The sequence below is a fragment of the Psychrobacter sp. JB193 genome (genome assembly GCF_002285555.1).
Classification (GTDB): domain Bacteria; phylum Pseudomonadota; class Gammaproteobacteria; order Pseudomonadales; family Moraxellaceae; genus Psychrobacter; species Psychrobacter alimentarius.
The window spans coordinates 1,172,188-1,191,697 of the sequence record NZ_NRGY01000001.1; the positions used below are offsets into that span (position 1 = coordinate 1,172,188).

Annotated in this window: 15 protein-coding genes, 1 tRNA gene and 1 other RNA gene; 1 reads left to right on the plus strand and 16 read right to left on the minus strand. The window is 41.6% G+C overall.

All coding sequences use genetic code 11. The features are described 5' to 3' along the window. Positions 1-206 precede the first annotated feature (206 nt). Entirely contained in the window at positions 207-1,505 is a 1,299-nt protein-coding gene (locus CIK80_RS05110) for an OmpA family protein (protein ID WP_095569093.1), read from the minus strand. Between the two features lie 497 nt (positions 1,506-2,002). On the opposite strand from CIK80_RS05110, the gene CIK80_RS05115 reads away from it, so the two are divergent. After that, positions 2,003-2,722, plus strand: a complete 720-nt coding sequence (locus CIK80_RS05115; protein WP_257011685.1) for a prepilin-type N-terminal cleavage/methylation domain-containing protein — start codon at positions 2,003-2,005, stop codon at positions 2,720-2,722. A gap of 18 nt (positions 2,723-2,740) precedes the next feature. Here the strand turns inward: CIK80_RS05115 and pdxJ are convergent, their stop codons facing one another. From pdxJ to rnpB, 15 genes are all read right to left on the minus strand, one after another. Continuing rightward, positions 2,741-3,520 (minus strand): pyridoxine 5'-phosphate synthase, encoded by a 780-nt coding sequence (pdxJ, locus tag CIK80_RS05120; protein ID WP_095569094.1) that lies wholly within the window; start codon positions 3,518-3,520, stop codon positions 2,741-2,743. A gap of 156 nt (positions 3,521-3,676) precedes the next feature. After that, the gene (locus tag CIK80_RS05125) at positions 3,677-4,447 is read right to left on the minus strand and encodes a DNA repair protein RecO C-terminal domain-containing protein (protein WP_095569095.1); all 771 of its coding nucleotides are present in this window, start codon (positions 4,445-4,447) and stop codon (positions 3,677-3,679) included. Between the two features lie 70 nt (positions 4,448-4,517). Further along, positions 4,518-5,621: a GTPase Era gene (era, locus tag CIK80_RS05130; RefSeq protein ID WP_257011686.1), complete on the minus strand. Its 1,104-nt coding sequence runs from the start codon at positions 5,619-5,621 to the stop codon at positions 4,518-4,520. A 195-nt stretch (positions 5,622-5,816) separates the two neighbouring features. Continuing rightward, on the minus strand, positions 5,817-6,614 hold the full coding sequence (rnc, locus tag CIK80_RS05135) for a ribonuclease III (protein WP_062843814.1): 798 nt from the start codon (positions 6,612-6,614) through the stop codon (positions 5,817-5,819). Between the two features lie 113 nt (positions 6,615-6,727). After that, positions 6,728-7,120, minus strand: coding sequence for a DUF4845 domain-containing protein (locus CIK80_RS05140; RefSeq protein ID WP_095569096.1), 393 nt, complete (start codon positions 7,118-7,120; stop codon positions 6,728-6,730). Positions 7,121-7,266: 146 nt separating this feature from the next. Further along, complete coding sequence (gene lepB, locus CIK80_RS05145) at positions 7,267-8,169, minus strand: signal peptidase I (protein WP_095569097.1); 903 nt, start codon at positions 8,167-8,169, stop codon at positions 7,267-7,269. Between the two features lie 143 nt (positions 8,170-8,312). Beyond that, the gene (lepA, locus tag CIK80_RS05150) at positions 8,313-10,112 is read right to left on the minus strand and encodes a translation elongation factor 4 (protein WP_062843811.1); all 1,800 of its coding nucleotides are present in this window, start codon (positions 10,110-10,112) and stop codon (positions 8,313-8,315) included. Between the two features lie 212 nt (positions 10,113-10,324). Continuing rightward, positions 10,325-11,563, minus strand: a complete 1,239-nt coding sequence (locus tag CIK80_RS05155) for a capsular biosynthesis protein (protein ID WP_179288325.1) — start codon at positions 11,561-11,563, stop codon at positions 10,325-10,327. 140 nt (positions 11,564-11,703) lie between these two features. Then, positions 11,704-14,169, minus strand: coding sequence for a capsular polysaccharide biosynthesis protein (locus CIK80_RS05160; protein ID WP_095569099.1), 2,466 nt, complete (start codon positions 14,167-14,169; stop codon positions 11,704-11,706). Positions 14,170-14,227: 58 nt separating this feature from the next. Continuing rightward, positions 14,228-16,000, minus strand: a complete 1,773-nt coding sequence (locus CIK80_RS05165) for a polysaccharide biosynthesis/export family protein (protein ID WP_095569100.1) — start codon at positions 15,998-16,000, stop codon at positions 14,228-14,230. A gap of 55 nt (positions 16,001-16,055) precedes the next feature. Further along, positions 16,056-17,171 (minus strand): capsule biosynthesis protein, encoded by a 1,116-nt coding sequence (locus CIK80_RS05170; protein ID WP_095569101.1) that lies wholly within the window; start codon positions 17,169-17,171, stop codon positions 16,056-16,058. Then, on the minus strand, positions 17,140-17,811 hold the full coding sequence (locus tag CIK80_RS05175; RefSeq protein WP_095569102.1) for an ABC transporter ATP-binding protein: 672 nt from the start codon (positions 17,809-17,811) through the stop codon (positions 17,140-17,142). Before CIK80_RS05175 ends, CIK80_RS05170 begins: the two co-directional genes overlap by 32 nt. Before the next feature lie 35 nt (positions 17,812-17,846). Beyond that, entirely contained in the window at positions 17,847-18,659 is an 813-nt protein-coding gene (locus CIK80_RS05180) for an ABC transporter permease (protein WP_095569103.1), read from the minus strand. Between the two features lie 239 nt (positions 18,660-18,898). After that, positions 18,899-18,975, minus strand: a tRNA-Met gene (locus CIK80_RS05185). A gap of 122 nt (positions 18,976-19,097) precedes the next feature. Then, positions 19,098-19,464, minus strand: an RNA gene (gene rnpB, locus CIK80_RS05190) — RNase P RNA component class A. Positions 19,465-19,510 lie beyond the last annotated feature (46 nt).

Sequence of the window (19,510 nt, forward strand, 5' to 3'; positions counted from 1 at the left end):
ATCTATGCTGATAAATTCATCATACAGATAGCTATGCTAATGTACATTCTGTCAATCTACAGAATGTTTCGGGAGGTAGTATAACATTATTGCTTCATAAATTTATGTAATAACTTACTTTTCTGAAAGTATAAATAAAAAAAGCTACCCGTTAGGTAGCTTTTTTTGTAACTGTATATTTAACAATATAATCAATCGATTATTACTTACTGAACAACCATATCTTTAGTTTGCTCAACAGTCATTGTTTTGTCACCAGTGATGATGGCATAAACACGACGGTTCATAGCGCGACCTTCTTCAGTATCGTTTGGTGCGATTGGGTTGTCATAACCATAGCCAACAGTTGATAGACGGTTTGGAGCAACACCGAATTCGTTAGTTAGCATAGATTTAACAGCAACGGCACGAGCTTCAGATAGACGTTGGTTATAACGTGCTGAAGGACCTGTTTTAGAAGCATGACCTTCAATACGTGCTGTAGAGTTAGGATACTCGCGCATCTTCTCTGCTACTTTAGCGATTTCTGGCTTGTACTGATTTTTGATAGCTGATTTGTCGTTATCAAAGAATACACGTAGTTCCATTTTCAGTTCATCAGTAATATCTACTGGTACTGGGCAACCAACTTCATCAACAACTACGTTCATTGGAGTACCTGGGCACTGATCGATACTATCAGCTACACCATCACCATCAGAGTCAAGATCAGATTCAACAACAACTACTGGAGTGTTGTCAACTACTGGCTCTTCCATTGGTGGTACAGCTACTGTAGGCGCTAAGTGACCGCCAAGTACTACTTCTAGGCCAGCCAAAGCCATGCCTTCCCACCAGTTGTTATCAAAGTTGTGAATCGCACGAGCTTCACCACGTAGGCTTAGTGCATCGTTGATACGATACATAGCACCTAGACCTAGGTTACCAATAGTGTCTTTAGAACTTGTTACTTCAGTACCAGCACTAACTGTTTCACCAGTAAGATCAGAAACATAAGTCTCTTGGTTTTCTACTTTAATTTTAGATTGACCAGCACCTACCAATACGTATGGCTTAAGTGCGCTGTCGGTGTAACCAGTAAATTCTTCAGTACCAATCAAGAAGTTACCAGAAAGCATAGTTTGTTCTACGTCAAAACGGTTAACACCAGCTTTGGCAGAATCTTCAGACGCTTCACCATTTGCATTTGAAACACCGTACTCTACTTGGAACTGAGTAGAAGGCGTCAATTCGATACCTAGTGCAGCACCAGTGTATAAGCTACTTTCTTTAGCTATGCCACCGTTGTTGTTACCACGAGTACCATCACCAATTACATCGCCGTTAGCGTTTTCATACAAGTTTTTACCTGTAGTAAGAACTTCACGTTGCTTATCAGACGTATCACCAAACTCTTCAGTCATGTGATAACCAAGTAACAATGGGCTAATCGTTACGCCAGCGTTAGCTGCTAGAGGTGCAGCTGTTACGGCAACCAGAGCTAGAGCAATTTTATTCAATTTCATGGACTTCCTCCAAAGGATAATTTTAGTGATGCGTTAAGCAAAACCGATTTTCAAGACGCTCTAAAGTAGACATCTTTCACGCATTTAAAGTTACAAAGCACAACCAATTAAGGAGTAGCTTAGCGATTATCAATTCAGTTTACAACTTTTTTCGTTAACCAGCTACACATTATTACACGATAATGTTGTAACTAAAACACAATAACCAGCTGAAGTTACCTAGAACTAACACACCTTACGCTTTTTATCTTTTGTATGTCAGTTCACAATAGATTGTAAAGGTAACAGCATCTATTGTCTGAGCGTATTTTAATACAGTTGATAATTTTTCTCTATTATTAAAAACCTTCATTCACTAATTGAAACATTTTTTGACAGTAGACATATATTCTGTTTATAATTAAAAAGCCAACATTATTTCATTAAAATCCAATATCTACCTAATAATTCAAACTGGGCTGTTAAATCAAATGATTTATTACAGATAACGTTATTTTATGAAACCACTTTATAAGAGACGTTTACCTTATAGAAAACTGACTGTCATTATCTCTCTTCTCTTTAATAAGCTGATCTGCCCTATGGTTTACTTTGTTCTGTTTCGAAGAAATACTGTTTTTAATAAGATAACGAGACATAAGAAGGAAGTAATCGTAAGTAAGGACATCGCGAACCATATTGCCAAGCAAGGTTTTACCCTTGTTGAACTCATCATTACCGTGGCTATATTAGCAATTTTAGTGACTATGGCAGCACCTGCGGTACAAACAAAACTAGCAAGTATGGAAGCCAAGCGTATTCAAAGTCAGGTAAAGCGTTCACTCGCATTAGCAAAAGCAGAAAGTTATATCAGGAAAGAGGATGTGCTTGTGTGTCTATCTACTGAAGAAGGACACTGCCAAAGAGATGGTGGCACAATGCTTTTGGTATTTATAGATAGAAGTAACAGTAAAAATTATGATGCTCAAGTAGATGTGTTAATAAATCAGCAATCGTTAAACCTTAAATACAGTACGCTAAGCTTACGAGTAGGCAATAGGCGCCACTACACCAAATTCTGGGGCGATAGTGGCACTCCTAGAGGTCATTTTGGTCACATTAAGTATTGTCCAACGGTTACTTATAATAAAGCAATGTATCTTATATCATTCAACCAATCAGGCATTGTCAAACAAAAACTTAATGAAAACTATCCTACTCACTGCGATGATAACTAAAACCGATCAACCCTATCATTAGTTGTCTTCGTGCATAGCGTTTTTCATCAAAACAACAGCTTGTTCAATGCCTACGAATATAGCATCAGCGATAAGCGCATGCCCGATGTTCAGCTCGTAAATACCTTCAATTTGTGCGATTGCTTTAACATTATCACGTGTCAGACCATGACCTGCATTCACCAGAAGTTTATGATCCATACTTTGAGCAAAGGCAACGGCTTGCTTGATCCGCTTTAGCTCAGCATTTTGAGCGCCCGTATCCTCTGTCAAACATACTTCAGCATAAGCGCCAGTATGTAGCTCAATAGCATCTGCCCCACAGCTGATGGCGGCAGAGATTTGTGTGTCATCTGGATCAATGAACAAGGAAACTTTCGTACCTACGGTCTGTAAGGTGCGAATGTATTCTGTTAATCCAGTGACCTGCCCTGCAACATCGAGCCCCCCTTCTGTTGTCAGCTCTGCCCGCTTTTCTGGTACCAGACAGACCCAAAATGGTTTGACCTGACAAGCAATCGCTAGCATTTCAGTCGTTGCCGCCATTTCTAAATTCATTCTAGTCGTTAATTGCTCTGCTATCTCATAGACGTCTGAATCTTGAATATGACGGCGATCTTCACGCAGGTGTATGGTAATGCCGTCTGCTCCTGCTTTTTCACACAATAGAGCGGCATCCAAAGGACTTGGGTAACTCACACCTCGCGCTTGACGTAATGTAGCAACATGGTCAATGTTGACGCCCAACAAAGGTTTTTTTTGCGTGCTGTTCGATGACTCTAATGATGTATTGGTCATAAGAAATCCTTTTGATAATGATGCCCAGTTGACTTATAAGTAATTTTTACTGGTATAAATTTTTCAGCAAGCTTTATATTTAGGAGAAATTAAAAACTGCCCTACTACCACTATTTTTATTTTGAGGCATAAGCTAGGTTAGTAATGATAAAATTCTTATTGATAACGCTGCTGCTGTTGCCATAATAAACGGCTTTGCAGCGGCTGATAATCAAGCAAATGATCAATAAGATAACGATGTAGTTTTGACCATTGATTAAGCGTGGTTTCAGTAATGCCCAACTGCGCCATCGCTATAATATTACTGCCTATAAAAATGCTTTGGCTTGTCGAACTCTCTAAATTTTCAGATTGCGCCGTATTTTGTAAAACAGGCATTAAACCCACATCAGGCAAAAACCGATAAGAACTATCGGCCTCAATAGGGTTCTGGACGCTATCATGAGTCAACGCCAAGGTAAAACCCAATTCATTAAATAAGTGCTGTTCGAACTGGCGCAGACACAAACGCAGCTCATTGGCACTCAAAGGCTGTCTGAGTTGTTGTAAGCTGTTTTGATAATGCTGCCATAATACTGGCATTGGGTCTTCAGTCGGCAACAGTCGCCATAGTATTTCATTTAAATACAATGCCGAATATTGATGTTGACCAGTGATGTTTTCGTAAGGCAATGAGCTTATAACAGCCTCTTCTTCCGTCGTTGTTTTGACCTGAGAAGGATTATTCGATGCAATACCGATTTGACTGAATGTTTTCAGATCACGTTTGCCTGTCGCAAAAAGCTGCAAAGGCATAAATAGTGGCGCGCCTTTTTTCCCCACTCCGTGGATCACACCATGTTGCTGAGAAAACAAATAATATAAGGCACGCTTTTCTTGATAAGGGCGCTGATGTAATAAATAACCGACTAGCGCTTCATTACGCATTTTTGATTACCTCAGCATTGAGCCTTGCGTATATTAAATTGACTGGCGCAAGGCTATTATAATCGTTCTATCAGTAACCAAGACTTGTTAATGCACGTTCGTCATCAGACCAGCCACGCTTCACTTTTACCCAAAGCGTCAGCATGATTTTTTTATCAAAAAGTTGTTCCATGTCTTTACGAGCATCCATACCAACTTGCTTGATACGCTGACCTTTGTCGCCAATAATAATGGCTTTTTGACCACCACGTTCTACATAGATAGTGGCATCAATAAAAGTACAAGCCTTACGCGGGCGACCAGTTTTTGGATCAACATGGGCCGGTTCATCTTTAAAAGCATCAATCTGTACGGTCAAATCATAAGGCACTTCATCACCGGCACTGCGCATGATCTTTTCGCGAATAATTTCACTGGCCAAAAATCGTTCTGAGCGGTCAGTGATTTGCTCTGTGTCGTAAATAGGATCAGCGACTGGCAGATGAGACGCAATCACTTCTTGCAGACGATCTAAGTTTTGATTTTTCAGCGCTGAGACTGGTACGATATCAGCGAAATCAAAGCTGTCATTAAAGGTCTCAATAAGCGGCAACACACTGCCTTTGTCTTTTAACGTATCTGATTTATTGATCACCAGTACCACGGTCAAGTCTGTATCACCAAGCTTTTGCAACGTCAATAGATCATCGTCACGCCATTGGTCCGAGTCAACCACAAATAGCACCAAATCAACGTCTACTAACGCAGAGACAGCCGCTTTATTCATGCGCTCATTAATAGCACGCACTTCATTACGATGAATACCTGGTGTATCAACAAACACGGCTTGCATCTCATGATTGGATAAGATGCCATGAATACGGTGACGGGTGGTTTGCGGTTTACGTGAAGTAATAGACAATTTCTGACCCAACAAATGATTCATCAGGGTCGATTTACCAACGTTTGGACGTCCAACGATGGCAACATAACCAGCCTTAAAATTGTCAGCGATGCGCGTATGACTGCTTGGTGCAAAGAACTCTTCAATCGCCAAATCATTCTCTGATGCGAAATCTTCGTTCAAGGTATCAGCACTGTCTTGGTCTACTTGCTTTGGCGTCATATGTGTATCTTCGGTCATATCGTTGGCACTATCTTCATTGTTCGGTGGCAAATCAGTATGATTGTGCATAGTTAATCCTATAGGGTTTATAACCAGCAGAAAGCAGTATGGTTAGGTCAGCTCTAAAAAGCGAAACCAGTATCAGCTGGAAAATAGATAAGGTTTTAGAACAAGCAATCTCTAAGATAAGCAGAGTAAGTACTTGTTAAAATAATTTTTAAAAAAGGTATCATAATCTTAGATTTATAGTAAATCTCATAAAAACTACGAACGCTTTTTGGCTGAATTTGGTAATTTATGTAATTGATTGATCATAAGCTCTGCCGCTTTTTGTTCAGCGATACGGCGGCTTTCACCAGACTCTGTAATATCAGTACAATTTTGGATATTGACATGACAACGCACGACAAAAATTTGATTTGGCGCATTACCTCGAGTTTCCATCAGCTCATAAGTTGGCAAATCAAACTGCTTAGACTGTAGCCATTCTTGCAGCCGACTCTTGGCATCTTTTAACGCCTTTTGATCGTTCACACTATCAATCAAATCACCATACCAAGAAAGAACACAATTACGCGTGATGTCCATATCTTGACTGTCTAAATAAATAGCACCAATCAAAGATTCTACTGCATCAGCCAGTATAGAAGCACGGTTACGACCGCCACCCTTACGCTCACCAACACCCAATATCAGATGATTAGAAAGCTCTAAATTTTGGGCAATAATCACCAATGACTCTTGGCGTACTAAAGTCGCACGCATACGTGTCAGACGCCCTTCATTCTGACCAGGATAACGGTGGTATAAAGCTTCTCCTACGATCATTCCTAAAAGTGCATCGCCCAAAAACTCTAAACGCTCGTAGTTTTTTTTGCTATCAAACGATCGATGCGTCAATGCAAGTTTGGGGAGACTCAAATCGTTAAAGACATAACCCAACTTACGCGTTAATACCGCTAACCGTTGAATAAATTCTGAGCTAACAACAAGCGTATCGACAGACGTGCTATTTTTTTGGGGAATAGGAACCGCTTGGGAATGTTGCGAAGTTGGTTTCATGCGTGGCTTATGGTTATCCCTTCTGTGTTACTGATTGATTAAATAATGGTATGTAGTGATTGATTCTATAAAGGAAATTTAAGTCTTATTGAGCAAGTTAAAAAATGATTAAGCTATTTGGTGGTTGCCATATCGATATCGCCTTCGAAGCGATTGAGGATATCAACATTACCGAAAAAATTATTGGTCACGGCATACTGCTTACGAATAGCCAGTTGCCCTGCTTTCTTATCAGTAAAAATAATGACATCTTCAGCCTTGGTGTCATAATCAGCATTGATAGATAGCTGTTTATCAACACGTTCAATGAACTGCTTGGTGGTCTCGTTGTTATTGTTTGCTTCTCTAAGCTGGGAGCTTAATGTTTTTGTCAATTGATAATCACCAATTTGAGCGGGTATGATCGCAATCATCAGTTTGATCGCAACGCCTAAAAGGATAATAGTCAAAACAATGCTTGTCACACTTGCACCGCGCTGCGTCGCCAATCCAGATAACTGTTGCATTACCCTAGCCCTCTACTGGTCAATAACAATTGATACTAGCGTTTGTTTAAAAAATCTGAATACTAAAAGTAGCTATTCATTAAATAGTCATAATATTAGCATAAAACTATTATTGGTAAATCAAACAATAGAGACTCTTGCACTCATTAATTGATAGAACCATTGCGTTCAAAGGTAGGTAAGTTTAACCCTGGTGGTTTATGCATCCAGATATAAACAGCTTTACCAGCCAGATTCTCGTCAGGTACAAAGCCCCAGAACCTGCCATCGGCACTTCGATCACGGTTGTCACCCATAACAAAATAGTGGCCTTCTGGTACATTGATACGCCATTCAGTACCTTCTGAATCAATGACTTCTGGTGCTTGCTGTTGTAAAAAGGGTGCGTACTGAGCACTATTCATGCCATTCAGATAACGTACCAGATGTGTATTATCGCCTTGTGTTTCTTGAAAGTACTGCGCCACATCTTCTTCCTGTTGACCCATAGTAGCGGCACTTTCTTCTGTCAGTACTTGTCCTGGACCTGCTTGCCCTGGCAAATACAGCTGTGACGTCAACTCAGCATTTGCAGCAAAATCTATGGGTTTGGTTTCAACGGGTACATCATTAATAGATAAAGTGCCTTGGTTATAGCTGACGGTATCACCCGGTAAACCAATAACGCGCTTGATATAATAAATACTAGGATTTTCAGGATAGCGAAATACAGCCACATCACCATGTTCGGGTTCACCCGTATCTAACACTTTATTATAAGTTAGCGGCAGTCGCACGCCGTAAGCATACTTATTGACAGCAATGAAATCACCTGTATATAACGTTGGTACCATAGAAGAGGAAGGAATATTAAAAGGCTCAATCAAAAACGAGCGTACTATCAATACCACTGCCAATACAGGAAAGAAATCATAAGCCCAGCGTACCAATAAGCTTTCTTTGCCATGCCCACGCGTCTTACGCTGTTTAAGCGCCAATTTGTCCAACAGCCAAATAATACCTAAGCCTATCGTCAACGGCACTAAAATTAAATTAAAATCAAAATCCATACCAAATTGCCTATTAATGAACAGCTTGCTCTGCTGCTTTAACGATAAGACCCACTATATTTAACATACTACTATGCAAAAAACCCATATGTAAAAAAACCGAATAATAGGAATTTTTGCGATTAGCTACCGGCTGTTAATCCTTAACTGTCTGCTTTCAACACGGCTAAGAACGCTTCTTGTGGGATTTCTACATTACCCACTTGCTTCATACGTTTCTTACCTGCTTTTTGCTTAGACAACAGTTTTTTCTTACGTGACACATCACCGCCATAGCACTTGGCCAGTACGTCTTTACGCATTGCTTTTACGGTACTGCGACCAATAATCTGACTACCAATCGCTGCTTGAATCGCCACATCAAACATCTGGCGCGGAATCAACTCTTTCATCTTAATGACTAACTGGTTGCCACGAAAACGTGCTTGATCCTGATGAACAATCATTGCCAATGCATCGACCTTATCACCATTGATGAGTACATCGACTTTGACCAATCTGTCCACTTGATAACGCTCAAAGTTATAGTCCAATGAGGCAAAACCACGAGAGACAGATTTTAGGCGGTCAAAGAAATCCATGACGACTTCACCCATCGGAATATCGAAAACCAGCTGAACCTGCTTGCCCATAAAGCGCATATCAACTTGTACGCCGCGGCGCTCGATACACAACGTCATGACATTACCCAAGTAATCTTGTGGCACTAAAATCTGACAACGCGCAATTGGTTCACGGAATTCTTCGATGTTGTTCGGCTCAGGCAATCTTGACGGGTTATCAATATGAATTACCTCGCCATTTTTCTTTTCAATCTCATAGATAACTGACGGTGCAGTAGTAATCAAATCCAAATCATACTCGCGCTCTAGGCGCTCTTGGATAATTTCCATGTGCAGCATGCCTAAGAAGCCACAGCGGAAACCAAAACCCAATGCATCAGACGTATCCGGTTCAAAAAATAGTGACGCATCGTTGATCTGTAGTTTTTGTAACGCTTCACGGAATTTTTCAAAGTCATTGGAATCTACTGGGAACATGCCAGCATATACTTGCGGGGTGATCTGTTTGAAACCCGGAATACGCTCAACATCAGGCGTTTTAGAATGCGTAATCGTATCCCCAACTGGTGCCCCAGCAATGTCTTTGATACCCGCGATAATAAAACCAACTTCACCCGCTTCTAAAACCCCTGTATCTAAAGGTTTTGGTGTAAAGACACCGATAGAGCTAACTGGATGCGCCTCTTTGGTCGATTTGATATAAATTTTATCGCCTTTTCTGACGGTTCCTTGACGCACACGTACTAAAGAGACAACACCCAAATAGCTGTCAAACCAAGAATCAATGATCAGTGCTTGCAGCGGTGCTTCGCGGTCACCTGTTGGTGCTGGAATAAATTCAACCAAGGCTTCTAATAGCTTATCCACGCCCAAACCAGATTTGGCCGATACTCGCGGGGCATCCACAGCATCAATACCAATGATGTCTTCGATCTCTTGAATGACGCGCTCAGGTTCAACTTGCGGCAAATCAATTTTATTGAGTACTGCCATGACTTCTAAGCCCTGATCGACTGCCGTATAGCAGTTGGCCACAGACTGCGCTTCCACCCCTTGTGCTGCATCAACCACCAGCAAGGCACCTTCGCAAGCCGCTAGTGAGCGTGATACTTCATAAGAAAAGTCGACGTGTCCTGGCGTATCAATAAAGTTGAGCTGATAGCGCTCACCATTAGGATGGTCATAAAACAAAGTAACCGACTGCGCTTTGATAGTGATGCCGCGCTCACGCTCAATATCCATGGAGTCGAGCACTTGCGCCTGCATCTCGCGATCTTGCAAGGCACCGCACATTTGAATAAAACGATCGGCAAGCGTCGACTTACCATGATCAATGTGGGCAATGATTGAGAAGTTACGAATATTGGCTAATGCAGTCACAAAGCGCCTACTAAATTAAGGGTGATAGAAAAATAAAACCAAAGGGTATTCTAGCAGTTTTCCACTGCAAAGTAAGGCGATTTTATTATGAGAGATGCGATTAACAGGTGAAGTGACAAGCGAGAAACAGTAAAGACAGAAAGTACGACACTTATCAAAGCTTGATTCATTTCTAGTGCGATGTCTACTAGCCACAATTGATGATAAATCAACTAGTGGGGTGTCTTCGTTTCAGAGAGCTCTATAGCGTTATTTTCATCTTGCTGTAAGTATTTATACATCCATGGCGATCGACCATAAAAAGCACCATTAAGCTGTGTTTGCTCGATCAGATACTCACGAAATCGCAGATAAAACTCATTGTCCGGACTCTCAGGTCGTTGCCAAAAATCTTTGAGCGCCTTTTGGTCTATGAGTTTGGGCGTATCATAAATGGCGCGCCCCATAACCTTAGTCGGTTTTTTATGATAGACCGATTGTAGACCTGTCGTACTATTGATGGTCACCATGCCAATACTATGCTTCATGAGCGTTGGCAGGTGCATATCACACCCATAAAAAACGCGATTGCCTACTTGGTAACGCTCTGACAAGCTAGACACCAACTCACGATAGTCGCGATGCCCACGATCTAATGGATGATGCTTGAAAACAAGCAGTTGTTTTTGATCAGCATGCTTGGCAAAACTGGCAATAGAATCATCGATAAACTGCACCACATCACGATAATCACTGTGGTGAGTAATCTGAGAGTCATTGTGCACTTGTAAACTGATTAGAAAATAATTGTCGCTCTCTTGCGTGATTAGCATACTTTGCAGTTTTTTATCTGGGAAATACCCTCTCAATTTACGCCAAGGGGCCTTTAGCCAAGCGATGGCCTCTTGCCATGCGGTCATACCACGATAATGCGAATAATGCGGATAACGGCTTTTGTATATCCAAGCAACGATATAATAAACAATGGCGGCAATACTCAAACGATAAAAACGATTGTGAGTATAAATAGGATGGTCATTGGCTTTTTTGAGCGCCTTGATGTCAGCGGTATTCAAACGTGAGTAACCATTAATCCCATATTCTTGCAAGGTAATATAGTCAGGACGCAAATACCCTTCTTCAAATACAAAAAACGAGATACCTAACTGCTCACTCACACAGCCTGCTTGTGTATGGTGCGGGCGACAATCCCCAAAACAGACCACGGCATCAATGTTATGCTTTTCAATAAAAGCTTGTAACCAAGCAGAAAATTGTGCCAATGTGTCTGTATATTCATACGTATTGGGATGATGATAAAAGAACGCATCACCAGCATTAAAATTAATTTTGCTGACTTTAATATCTTGAGTTTGTAAAAATGTCGAAAAACGGTTAAAAAACCCGCCCATCTTTCCCTGTAACAGCAAGACATGTCGATGAGTAAGTAAGTGAGACATCGAAGCTGCCATAGGAATCAATTACCATTAACTGAAGGATAAAAAAGGGTGTGGCTCTGCATTGCGAGCACGCACAAAAGTGCCAAGTGGTTGATTATACCGAAAAAACCCCTGCTTGTCGCAATGGATTTCTAGGACTCAGATAGATAAGATTAACGAGACATTTTACGTAGGCGCTGCTGCCAGCGATGACGTTGCTGCATAAAACGTGTGGTGGCGAGACGTTTGATCTCTGTAGGATTAACAGCAGCAGATAAAGTTGATATCATCGATGTCGATGAAGACACTGAACGTATTCTTTTACTGGTTTTTTCAACTTGCAAGGTTTCATTAGAAGTGTCTGCAAGCGGATATAAATAATCAATCACTTGTTCTACTTGCGCAAGACCATAGCCATTAGGCAGACGGTATAATGGATAACGAATCAAAGCACAATACAGCAACTGCTCAAGCGTCAACATAGTGTCTCGTGTGCGTCTTTGTAGATACATGTCTTTTGGCGTTAGATGCGCATCAATATCTGTTGTTAGTCCCCACCCTGCATAAAAAGGCAAGCCATAGCAGGTCACGTTTAGACCGCGCAGCAAGGCTTCAAAACCAGTCAATGAGCTGATAGTATGAATCTCATCGACGCATTCCAAACAATCAGGCATGGCAGTATCATACGCAACTGCTTGCACCTGACGCAAACAAGATTCTGTGACCTTACCTGCTCGTAGTCCTGCCTCCACATCGGGATGCGGTTTATAAATTAAGTATGCATCAGGATTGTCCCTGCAAACCCGCTCAATCAAGCCACTATTGGTCTTTATAGCTGATCCACAATACTGCACTGACAAATCATCTTCTACTTGACCAATAATCAAAATACGACGTTTTCCAGATAGCTTGGCTTCTTGCATCCAAGGACTGGGTAAGTTATTGGTACTAGTCCCAACATTGTATTTACTCACTCGCTGAGTCAATAATTTGTTTTGTAGTGTTTGGACGCGTGTTTTTTGCTTAGGGCTTAATGCTTTACATTGACGCAGTAAGGTTTCTAAATCTGATGGCTGGGTCGCATCATAATAGATGCCTTGTTTATCAATCACCACCGACAAGGGCGCCAACAACGTCGCGCCCAAGCCATTTGAGCGGATAAATCCGTCTTCCATGCAATAAATTGTAGGCGGACAGATAAGTTTACTTCGTAGTTTTTCTTGTAATTGCTGACGTTTGGCTAAGCCCCAGACTAACAGCGGCTGGTCATAGTTGACGCGAAGATGGTCTGGATGCAATATGTTTTTCAGACGTGGTTTGGGTTTAACAAACAATGTTGTACGTGGTAAATCAACAAAAGCTTTGACAAAGGGAAGCTTCCAACGACTGAACTCATATATGGTGAAATGACTGTCAAGACACGCTTGCCAGTGGCGATTAGTGACCAGCCACTCAATCGCGGTCTCGATGTCACAGGCCTGTCTCGTCGCTGGATCAACGTATCGGCTGTAATCTATATAAGCGCTATAAAATAAGGTTTCTAATGTCGTATCAACTTTATTAACAGGGAATAAAGTTGGATGTGATAGTTTTTTCTTACCTAGTAACGTCTTTGCAATACCCTGACGACGCTGCTGGACGGTTTTTAGCAGACGTTTTGGTGCGCCCTTATCATCAGTCAGACCCCAACCGCTATACCAATTGACGCCAAAACAATGCACTGTTTTGCCAAGCATCAATGCTTCAAAGCCCATATGAGAGCTGACCGTATAAACGTGATCTACCTGCGCTAATAATGCAATTGGATTGAGTGCTTGACTTAAGACTCGAACGTTTTTGGGCAGCTTTAAATTGGTCAGATAGCCAGTTTTTGCGGCAGGATGGGCTTTTATCCAAATATGTGCATGCGGATGATTGCGACAAGCAGATTTTAACATGCGTCTAAACTGGCCTTTATTTGCACCAGCCCCTTGAACAGAAGCATCGCCTGCCACTTGATCAATGAGTAAGACGTGGGATTTGGAAGCGTTTTGTACCGTAGTGGTACTCTCTTTATCCACCCACTCATCTAATGATGGACAGTCCATGACTGCATTGTATTTACTCAGTCTCTCATTACATATACGAGACATCAACTGCTGAGCATGGCGATCATCTTGTGAACGTTGCTCAGAGTTGGCATCGCTTTTAGTACGAGTAATGATAAGTTGCTCTAGGTATGAGGTTTTTGTCAAATCAAAATAAATACCCACATCATCGACAACCACACTCAATCCATGACGACTGCTGATACCTGAATCTAACGAGCGCAAAAAACCATCTTCAATACTCAAAGTAGCCAGATTTTGCTTAACAGCAGTCTTATTGGCTCGTTGATAGCTTTTTTTATGACCCCAACCGATAAAAGCATTGGGTTGTCTCATTGGAACATACGGTATTCTTTGCTGTAAACTTGACCACGGATACCATCGCTGGATATCCGCTTGCAGTACTTGAGATAGCAATTGATTATTACGACTCATGCCCTTGCCAATGACTGCTAGGCGCTTAGGTACCAAATGCTCAGGCGATGACAAAAACTGTGCATTATCAGAGGTAGCTACCTCTACTTTACTTTCATCTGCTACCATTTTTGTCATTATTAGTCCCTGTCTTACTTACTAATACTGCGTCAATCTACATTATCGCTAGTAATTGTTATAGATCTAACACCACTTTAGCTGCAATAGCCAACTGATAAACAATCTGCGATAGACCACGAGTGATTTCTACGCGCTTGGTTTTGACTTTTGGCAATACCATAATCTCATCACCCTGCTGGATACGGTAAGCAGTATTGACCACTTCACTAGCACCGTTTTGATGAATAATTAAGATCTCTTTGGTATCAGCATTATCAGAGAAACCACCAGAATTGGCAATGTAGTCTCCAACAGTATAATCTGGGTTAAAGGTAAGCGCGCCCTGTGCTCGCACTTGACCATTCACAGTAATGATTGAGGTTTGCGCTGGTATCTCGATGATATCGCCTTGTTGCAGGATAATATCCTGCCATGAGTTCGGCACGACCACAATGCGACCATCAGTCTCTACATTACGAGCTTTGGCCACAAATTGTTTGACCAAGTTAGCATCATCCTGACGAAGCGCTGCTTCTTCACGGGTTGTAGACTGCGTAGCAAGCGTTAGCTCTTCTAAACGATCAAGCGACTCATTAATCATGCGTTTTTGTTGCTCAGCAACAGATTCACGATAAATGGTCAGTTGTGTCAGCTTGGCGAGCGGGCTCGGCTGTAATTGTGGAATGATATCTTTGAGGCGAGCACCATATGGTACCACCATTGCGCCGTTACCCGTATGAGCACCTTGCACCTGTACAGCGATTGTGCCAGCGTAACGATCTGAGGTCACAACCATTTGATCGCCATTATAAACAGGAACGTTTTGTGCATCGGCAAGAGAATAATATTCTGCGGTTTGCGCACGCCCTGCACTACGAGTAATACTGACATTGGTCGCATTGGCTGCTGGGTTAGCGACTTGTAGCACATCCCCGATGGTCAAATCATTCACGTCAAACTCAAACGTATATTCATTTTGAACTTGTCCGCTTACTGCAAACGTTTTTTTCTGCGGCGCTACTGTAATCACATCGCCATCACGAAATGAAAATGCCTGCAATTTACCTGCAAGTAGGAAATCATATAGATTAACTTGTTGTAGCATCTGACCATTGCGTTTGATTTGAATATCAATATAGCTACCACGCGTTGGGTCAACACCGCCAGCTCTATCCAAATAAGACAAGACTGAATCTGCTGCAAGTCCACCATAATATCCTGGCTGCTTGACAAACCCTGTGACGAACACTTTCACAGGTTGCGCTTGCTCTAGAGATGCATAGACGCCTACGTTTGAACGATAAATTTGGCTAACAGCGTTTTTGACCACATTTTGCAAGCTACCATTCTGTACACCAGAGATACGCACGGGTCCAACGTTTGGTAAGAAAATATTACCCTGTGGATCAACGGTCATCGTTGCCGCATATTGATAAGCGCCCCACATGCGCACTTGCACATTATCACCAGGGTTAATCACATAGCTATCATTAAAAGTGGAGCCTGACGTGGTTGAGAATGCACCGCGAAATAGCTGCTCACCAAACATCATGTCTTGCGTATTAATATCTTGATAAGGACGCGTGGTATTGATGACCGATTGGCTTGGCAAGCTTGCCGCATTAACTGCTTCTTGTGTAGTTGCTTGACCGGGTACACCGCCTGCAAATGCTTGTGTTGAAACATTAACATTATTGCGATTTTGGTCCTGACTCATATTATTATTGCTAGTACCAAAGCCAGAGCCTGATATCTGATCAGCATAACTGGTGGCTGCCATGACCGGCATACTCATCGCTGCCGTTGCCAAACTTATCATTGTCACGATAGCACGTGGTTTCATATTCATGCGTCATATTCCTTTGCTGATCTCTCGATCATTACTGATATCTGTTTTATCCAAACTAGCTGCGATGATCACGGACAACTGCCATCACTAAGCGCACAAATCCATAAAGCATCAAGAGTAAAGCGAGCGATGTCCAAATTATATAAGCACGACGTGGATAGGTTGCTTCTTCAGCTTCATAAGGAGTTGAGATAACAATCAAGTTTTTCATTTTCTTGAAAGCTTCTAAACGTGCCTTTTCAAGTGAAGATAAGGACAGCTTATAGAGCTCGGTCGCAAAATCAACATCGGCTTTGATGGTCTCAAACTGTACTGCTTGACGGTTCAATTTAGTGGTATTTGGTGAGGTCAGCTTGGTTTGCTCTTGAGCAATTTGTTCTTCAACCGCTTTAATTTGACTTCTCAATGACACGACTTGCGGTGCATCTGGATTCAAATAACTCAATAGTTGTCGCTCTTCTGTACGTAACGAGCTAAGCTGCGCTTGCAAGCTGCCTATTAGTTGATTAACAATCTGAGCATTCGATTCTGGATCATAAATCTCATTTTCGTTCTGATACTTTAATAATTGCTCTTTGGCATCATTAAGTCGCTCTTGCGATTCATCCAATTGGGTTTCTGCAAACACAAGCTGATCGCGCGCAACTTCCTGAGAGATACGGTTTACGAACTGTTCAGACTCATTTAAAATCGTTTTGTTAAGCTCAAAAGCATACCTTGAATCAAAGGCTTCTGTTGACACTGAAAGCACGTAACTTTGTTCATCTAAATTGATATGAACGCGTTTTTTAAAGTACTCAAGTAACTCTTCTTGCGTGGCATCAGGATCGATCTCATTAATCGGGTCCGAACCATCTACATGGTACGCTTCTCGGAACTTAAATTTATTATCAAGTCGCTTTACCATATCATTGGATAAAATGTATTCAGTCAGATAGGTTGCATCTTCTTTGCTGGTACTATTAACACCAAGCAGAGCTGATAAACCACCACCAGAAGGCACACTGGTATCGCTTACCTGCTTTACCACCACATCGGCAGTCGAGATAAAACGCGGGTGCGCAATTGTCATGACATAAAATATCACGAGTGCCCAAGGTAGTATTACCAAGCCGATAAACAGCGAGAAGTTGATTACCTTACTTTTTTGCTTTGTGGATATGCTTTTCATAAACCTCAATCGCTTCTGTTGTATCGTCAAAGACGTGTGCTGTTTGATCCATTAGTACAATACCAATGTCGCAGTTGCGCCTAATATCACCAATATTGTGCGACACGATTAAAAATCCTGCTTGTGCACGGCGTGCCGCCAAAATCTCTTCGCTGCGCTTACGAAAAGCGGCATCACCAACGGCCCCTGCTTCATCAAGCATATAGTAGTCGAAATCAAAGGCCAAACTTAACCCAAAGGTTAGACGTGCTTTCATACCAGACGAGTAGCTTTTAACTGGCATATCAAAATAATTACCAATATCAGCAAACTCTTCAACAAATTTAATTTTTTCATCGATATAAGGGCCACTTGAATATAGACGACAGACAAAACGGACGTTTTGTCTACCAGTCAGGCTTCCCTGGAAACCGCCTGCTACTCCTACTGGCCAAGAAATCGTCGAATCAGTAATGATTTCACCATGATCTGGTTGATCAAGTCCGCATATGATACGCAATAACGTTGATTTGCCCGCACCATTACGACCTAATAAGCCCACACTTTGTCTATCACCAATGGTCAGATTTAAATCTTTAAATAAATAGTGCCGACCTTTCTTGGTCATAAATGACTTAGAAACATTTCTAATTTCAATCATTTATTTACCTTTTCGTTTATTTTATATAATCACATCTAGCGAGAACGCAACATATCACGTTCTGCATACTTATAAAGCAATAACCCTAAAAAATTGACTGCAAACATCCATTTCAAAAAATAGCCCATATCAATATGATAAGCAGGATAGTTAGGGGCAAATGCATGGCGCATCAATTCAATATTGTGGATAAAAGGATTATAAAGCAGGTAGCTGAAATAAGGCTCAGGAATGACATGGATGGGATAAATAATACCTGATAGAAAGTATAATATAGTAAAAAATATCGTGATAACTTTACTAATCTCGCCACCATAATACCCAATAACCATCATAATCAATGCGACACCGAAGCTGAATATGAATAACGTCAACCAGCAAAATAGAACAATATGTAAATTCTCTAGATTTGCATAGATATTAAAGAAGGCCAGTCCAACCAATAATAATATGGATGTAAAAAAGTAAATAACTAATTCTAAGAATGAGCGAGCAATAATGACATCAATATGTCTAATTGAGCGATACATCAACAAACCTTTGTTTGCATCAACTGCGTTTAGTGCTCTTACAGCTATTCTTTGGAACATACGAAATGGCACCATTCCGACAACTAAAAACAAAGAAAAGTCCATTCCCGGTACCAAACGCTCGCGAATAGCCCCAAATATGATCAAGAAAATAAGTACTTGCAATACAACTTCTAGCGGCGCCCATAAATAACCCAGTCGATAGCCACCAAAGCGCGTTTGCAGCTCACGCATGAGCAAAGCGTGGAATGCTGCACCCATGACTTTGAGGCCACTGCGATGCTTGATAGGACGATATGGGGGTAGTTGAACAGACATGACGTTACAGGACTTTACCGAAAACAGTCCCTATGATAAGTAAGCGGGACATAAGTTACAACAATTAATCTGTTTCTAAACAGATAAACCTATGATTTAGCAAGAAAGCAGTAGGGAACTCGCTTCTATTTCGTTGAATTTAAGCCTATTTCTTTCCTAGCTTATCTTCATCTTTCGCATTTACTCAAGCCAAAAAAAAACCAATCACAAAGGATTGGTTTTTTTAATACTACTGAATATGGTGGCGATGAAGAGACTTGAACTCTTGACCTCACGATTATGAGTCATGCGCTCTAACCAGCTGAGCTACATCGCCGTTTTAGGCTGCACATTATGCCCAAGCTGCTGACTCTCGTCAACCCCTAAAAAGCATTTTTTGCAAAAAACTGAATTTTCATTCAAATTAACTGCAAGTATTACTACTACGAACGATAAAAAAGGTTTGGTAAACCGATAAGCCGGGTTCTGTCGTGGACAATCATTCCTCTAGGCGTATCATCGCTGATACGCTCAAGCAACCTACCCGCATCGAACGCGGGCCGCGCCATGCCGATGCCTATTTGGTCTTGCTACGCGTGGAGTTTACCATGCCGTGAGATGTTGCCATTCACGCGGTGCGCTCTTACCGCACCCTTTCACCCTTACCGATGATATCTAAGATACCAAAGGCGGTCTCCTCTCTGCTGCACTGGTCGTCAAGTTACCCTGCCCAGCCGTTAGCTGGCACGCTGCCCTATGTAGCCCGGACTTTCCTCCCCTGCTTCATCTGTTGCCAGTGTGCAGCGGCGATTGCCTAGTCTACCAAGCGCGCTAGTATAACAAACCTCATGCTTGGCTGGGAATTTCTTTTT

What these genes read in the sequence shown, in the direction of transcription:
- rnc (WP_062843814.1), bottom strand. Translation starts at nt 6,614, where the DNA reads ATGAAACCAACTTCGCAACATTCCCAAGCGGTTCCTATTCCCCAAAAA.
- CIK80_RS05110 (WP_095569093.1), bottom strand. Translation starts at nt 1,505, where the DNA reads ATGAAATTGAATAAAATTGCTCTAGCTCTGGTTGCCGTAACAGCTGCA.
- era (WP_257011686.1), bottom strand. Translation starts at nt 5,621, where the DNA reads ATGCACAATCATACTGATTTGCCACCGAACAATGAAGATAGTGCCAAC.
- CIK80_RS05180 (WP_095569103.1), bottom strand. Translation starts at nt 18,659, where the DNA reads ATGTCTGTTCAACTACCCCCATATCGTCCTATCAAGCATCGCAGTGGC.
- CIK80_RS05160 (WP_095569099.1), bottom strand. Translation starts at nt 14,169, where the DNA reads ATGACAAAAATGGTAGCAGATGAAAGTAAAGTAGAGGTAGCTACCTCT.
- CIK80_RS05155 (WP_179288325.1), bottom strand. Translation starts at nt 11,563, where the DNA reads ATGGCAGCTTCGATGTCTCACTTACTTACTCATCGACATGTCTTGCTG.
- lepB (WP_095569097.1), bottom strand. Translation starts at nt 8,169, where the DNA reads ATGGATTTTGATTTTAATTTAATTTTAGTGCCGTTGACGATAGGCTTA.
- CIK80_RS05140 (WP_095569096.1), bottom strand. Translation starts at nt 7,120, where the DNA reads ATGCAACAGTTATCTGGATTGGCGACGCAGCGCGGTGCAAGTGTGACA.
- CIK80_RS05165 (WP_095569100.1), bottom strand. Translation starts at nt 16,000, where the DNA reads ATGAATATGAAACCACGTGCTATCGTGACAATGATAAGTTTGGCAACG.
- CIK80_RS05170 (WP_095569101.1), bottom strand. Translation starts at nt 17,171, where the DNA reads ATGAAAAGCATATCCACAAAGCAAAAAAGTAAGGTAATCAACTTCTCG.
- CIK80_RS05175 (WP_095569102.1), bottom strand. Translation starts at nt 17,811, where the DNA reads ATGATTGAAATTAGAAATGTTTCTAAGTCATTTATGACCAAGAAAGGT.
- CIK80_RS05125 (WP_095569095.1), bottom strand. Translation starts at nt 4,447, where the DNA reads ATGCGTAATGAAGCGCTAGTCGGTTATTTATTACATCAGCGCCCTTAT.
- pdxJ (WP_095569094.1), bottom strand. Translation starts at nt 3,520, where the DNA reads ATGACCAATACATCATTAGAGTCATCGAACAGCACGCAAAAAAAACCT.
- CIK80_RS05115 (WP_257011685.1), top strand. Translation starts at nt 2,003, where the DNA reads ATGAAACCACTTTATAAGAGACGTTTACCTTATAGAAAACTGACTGTC.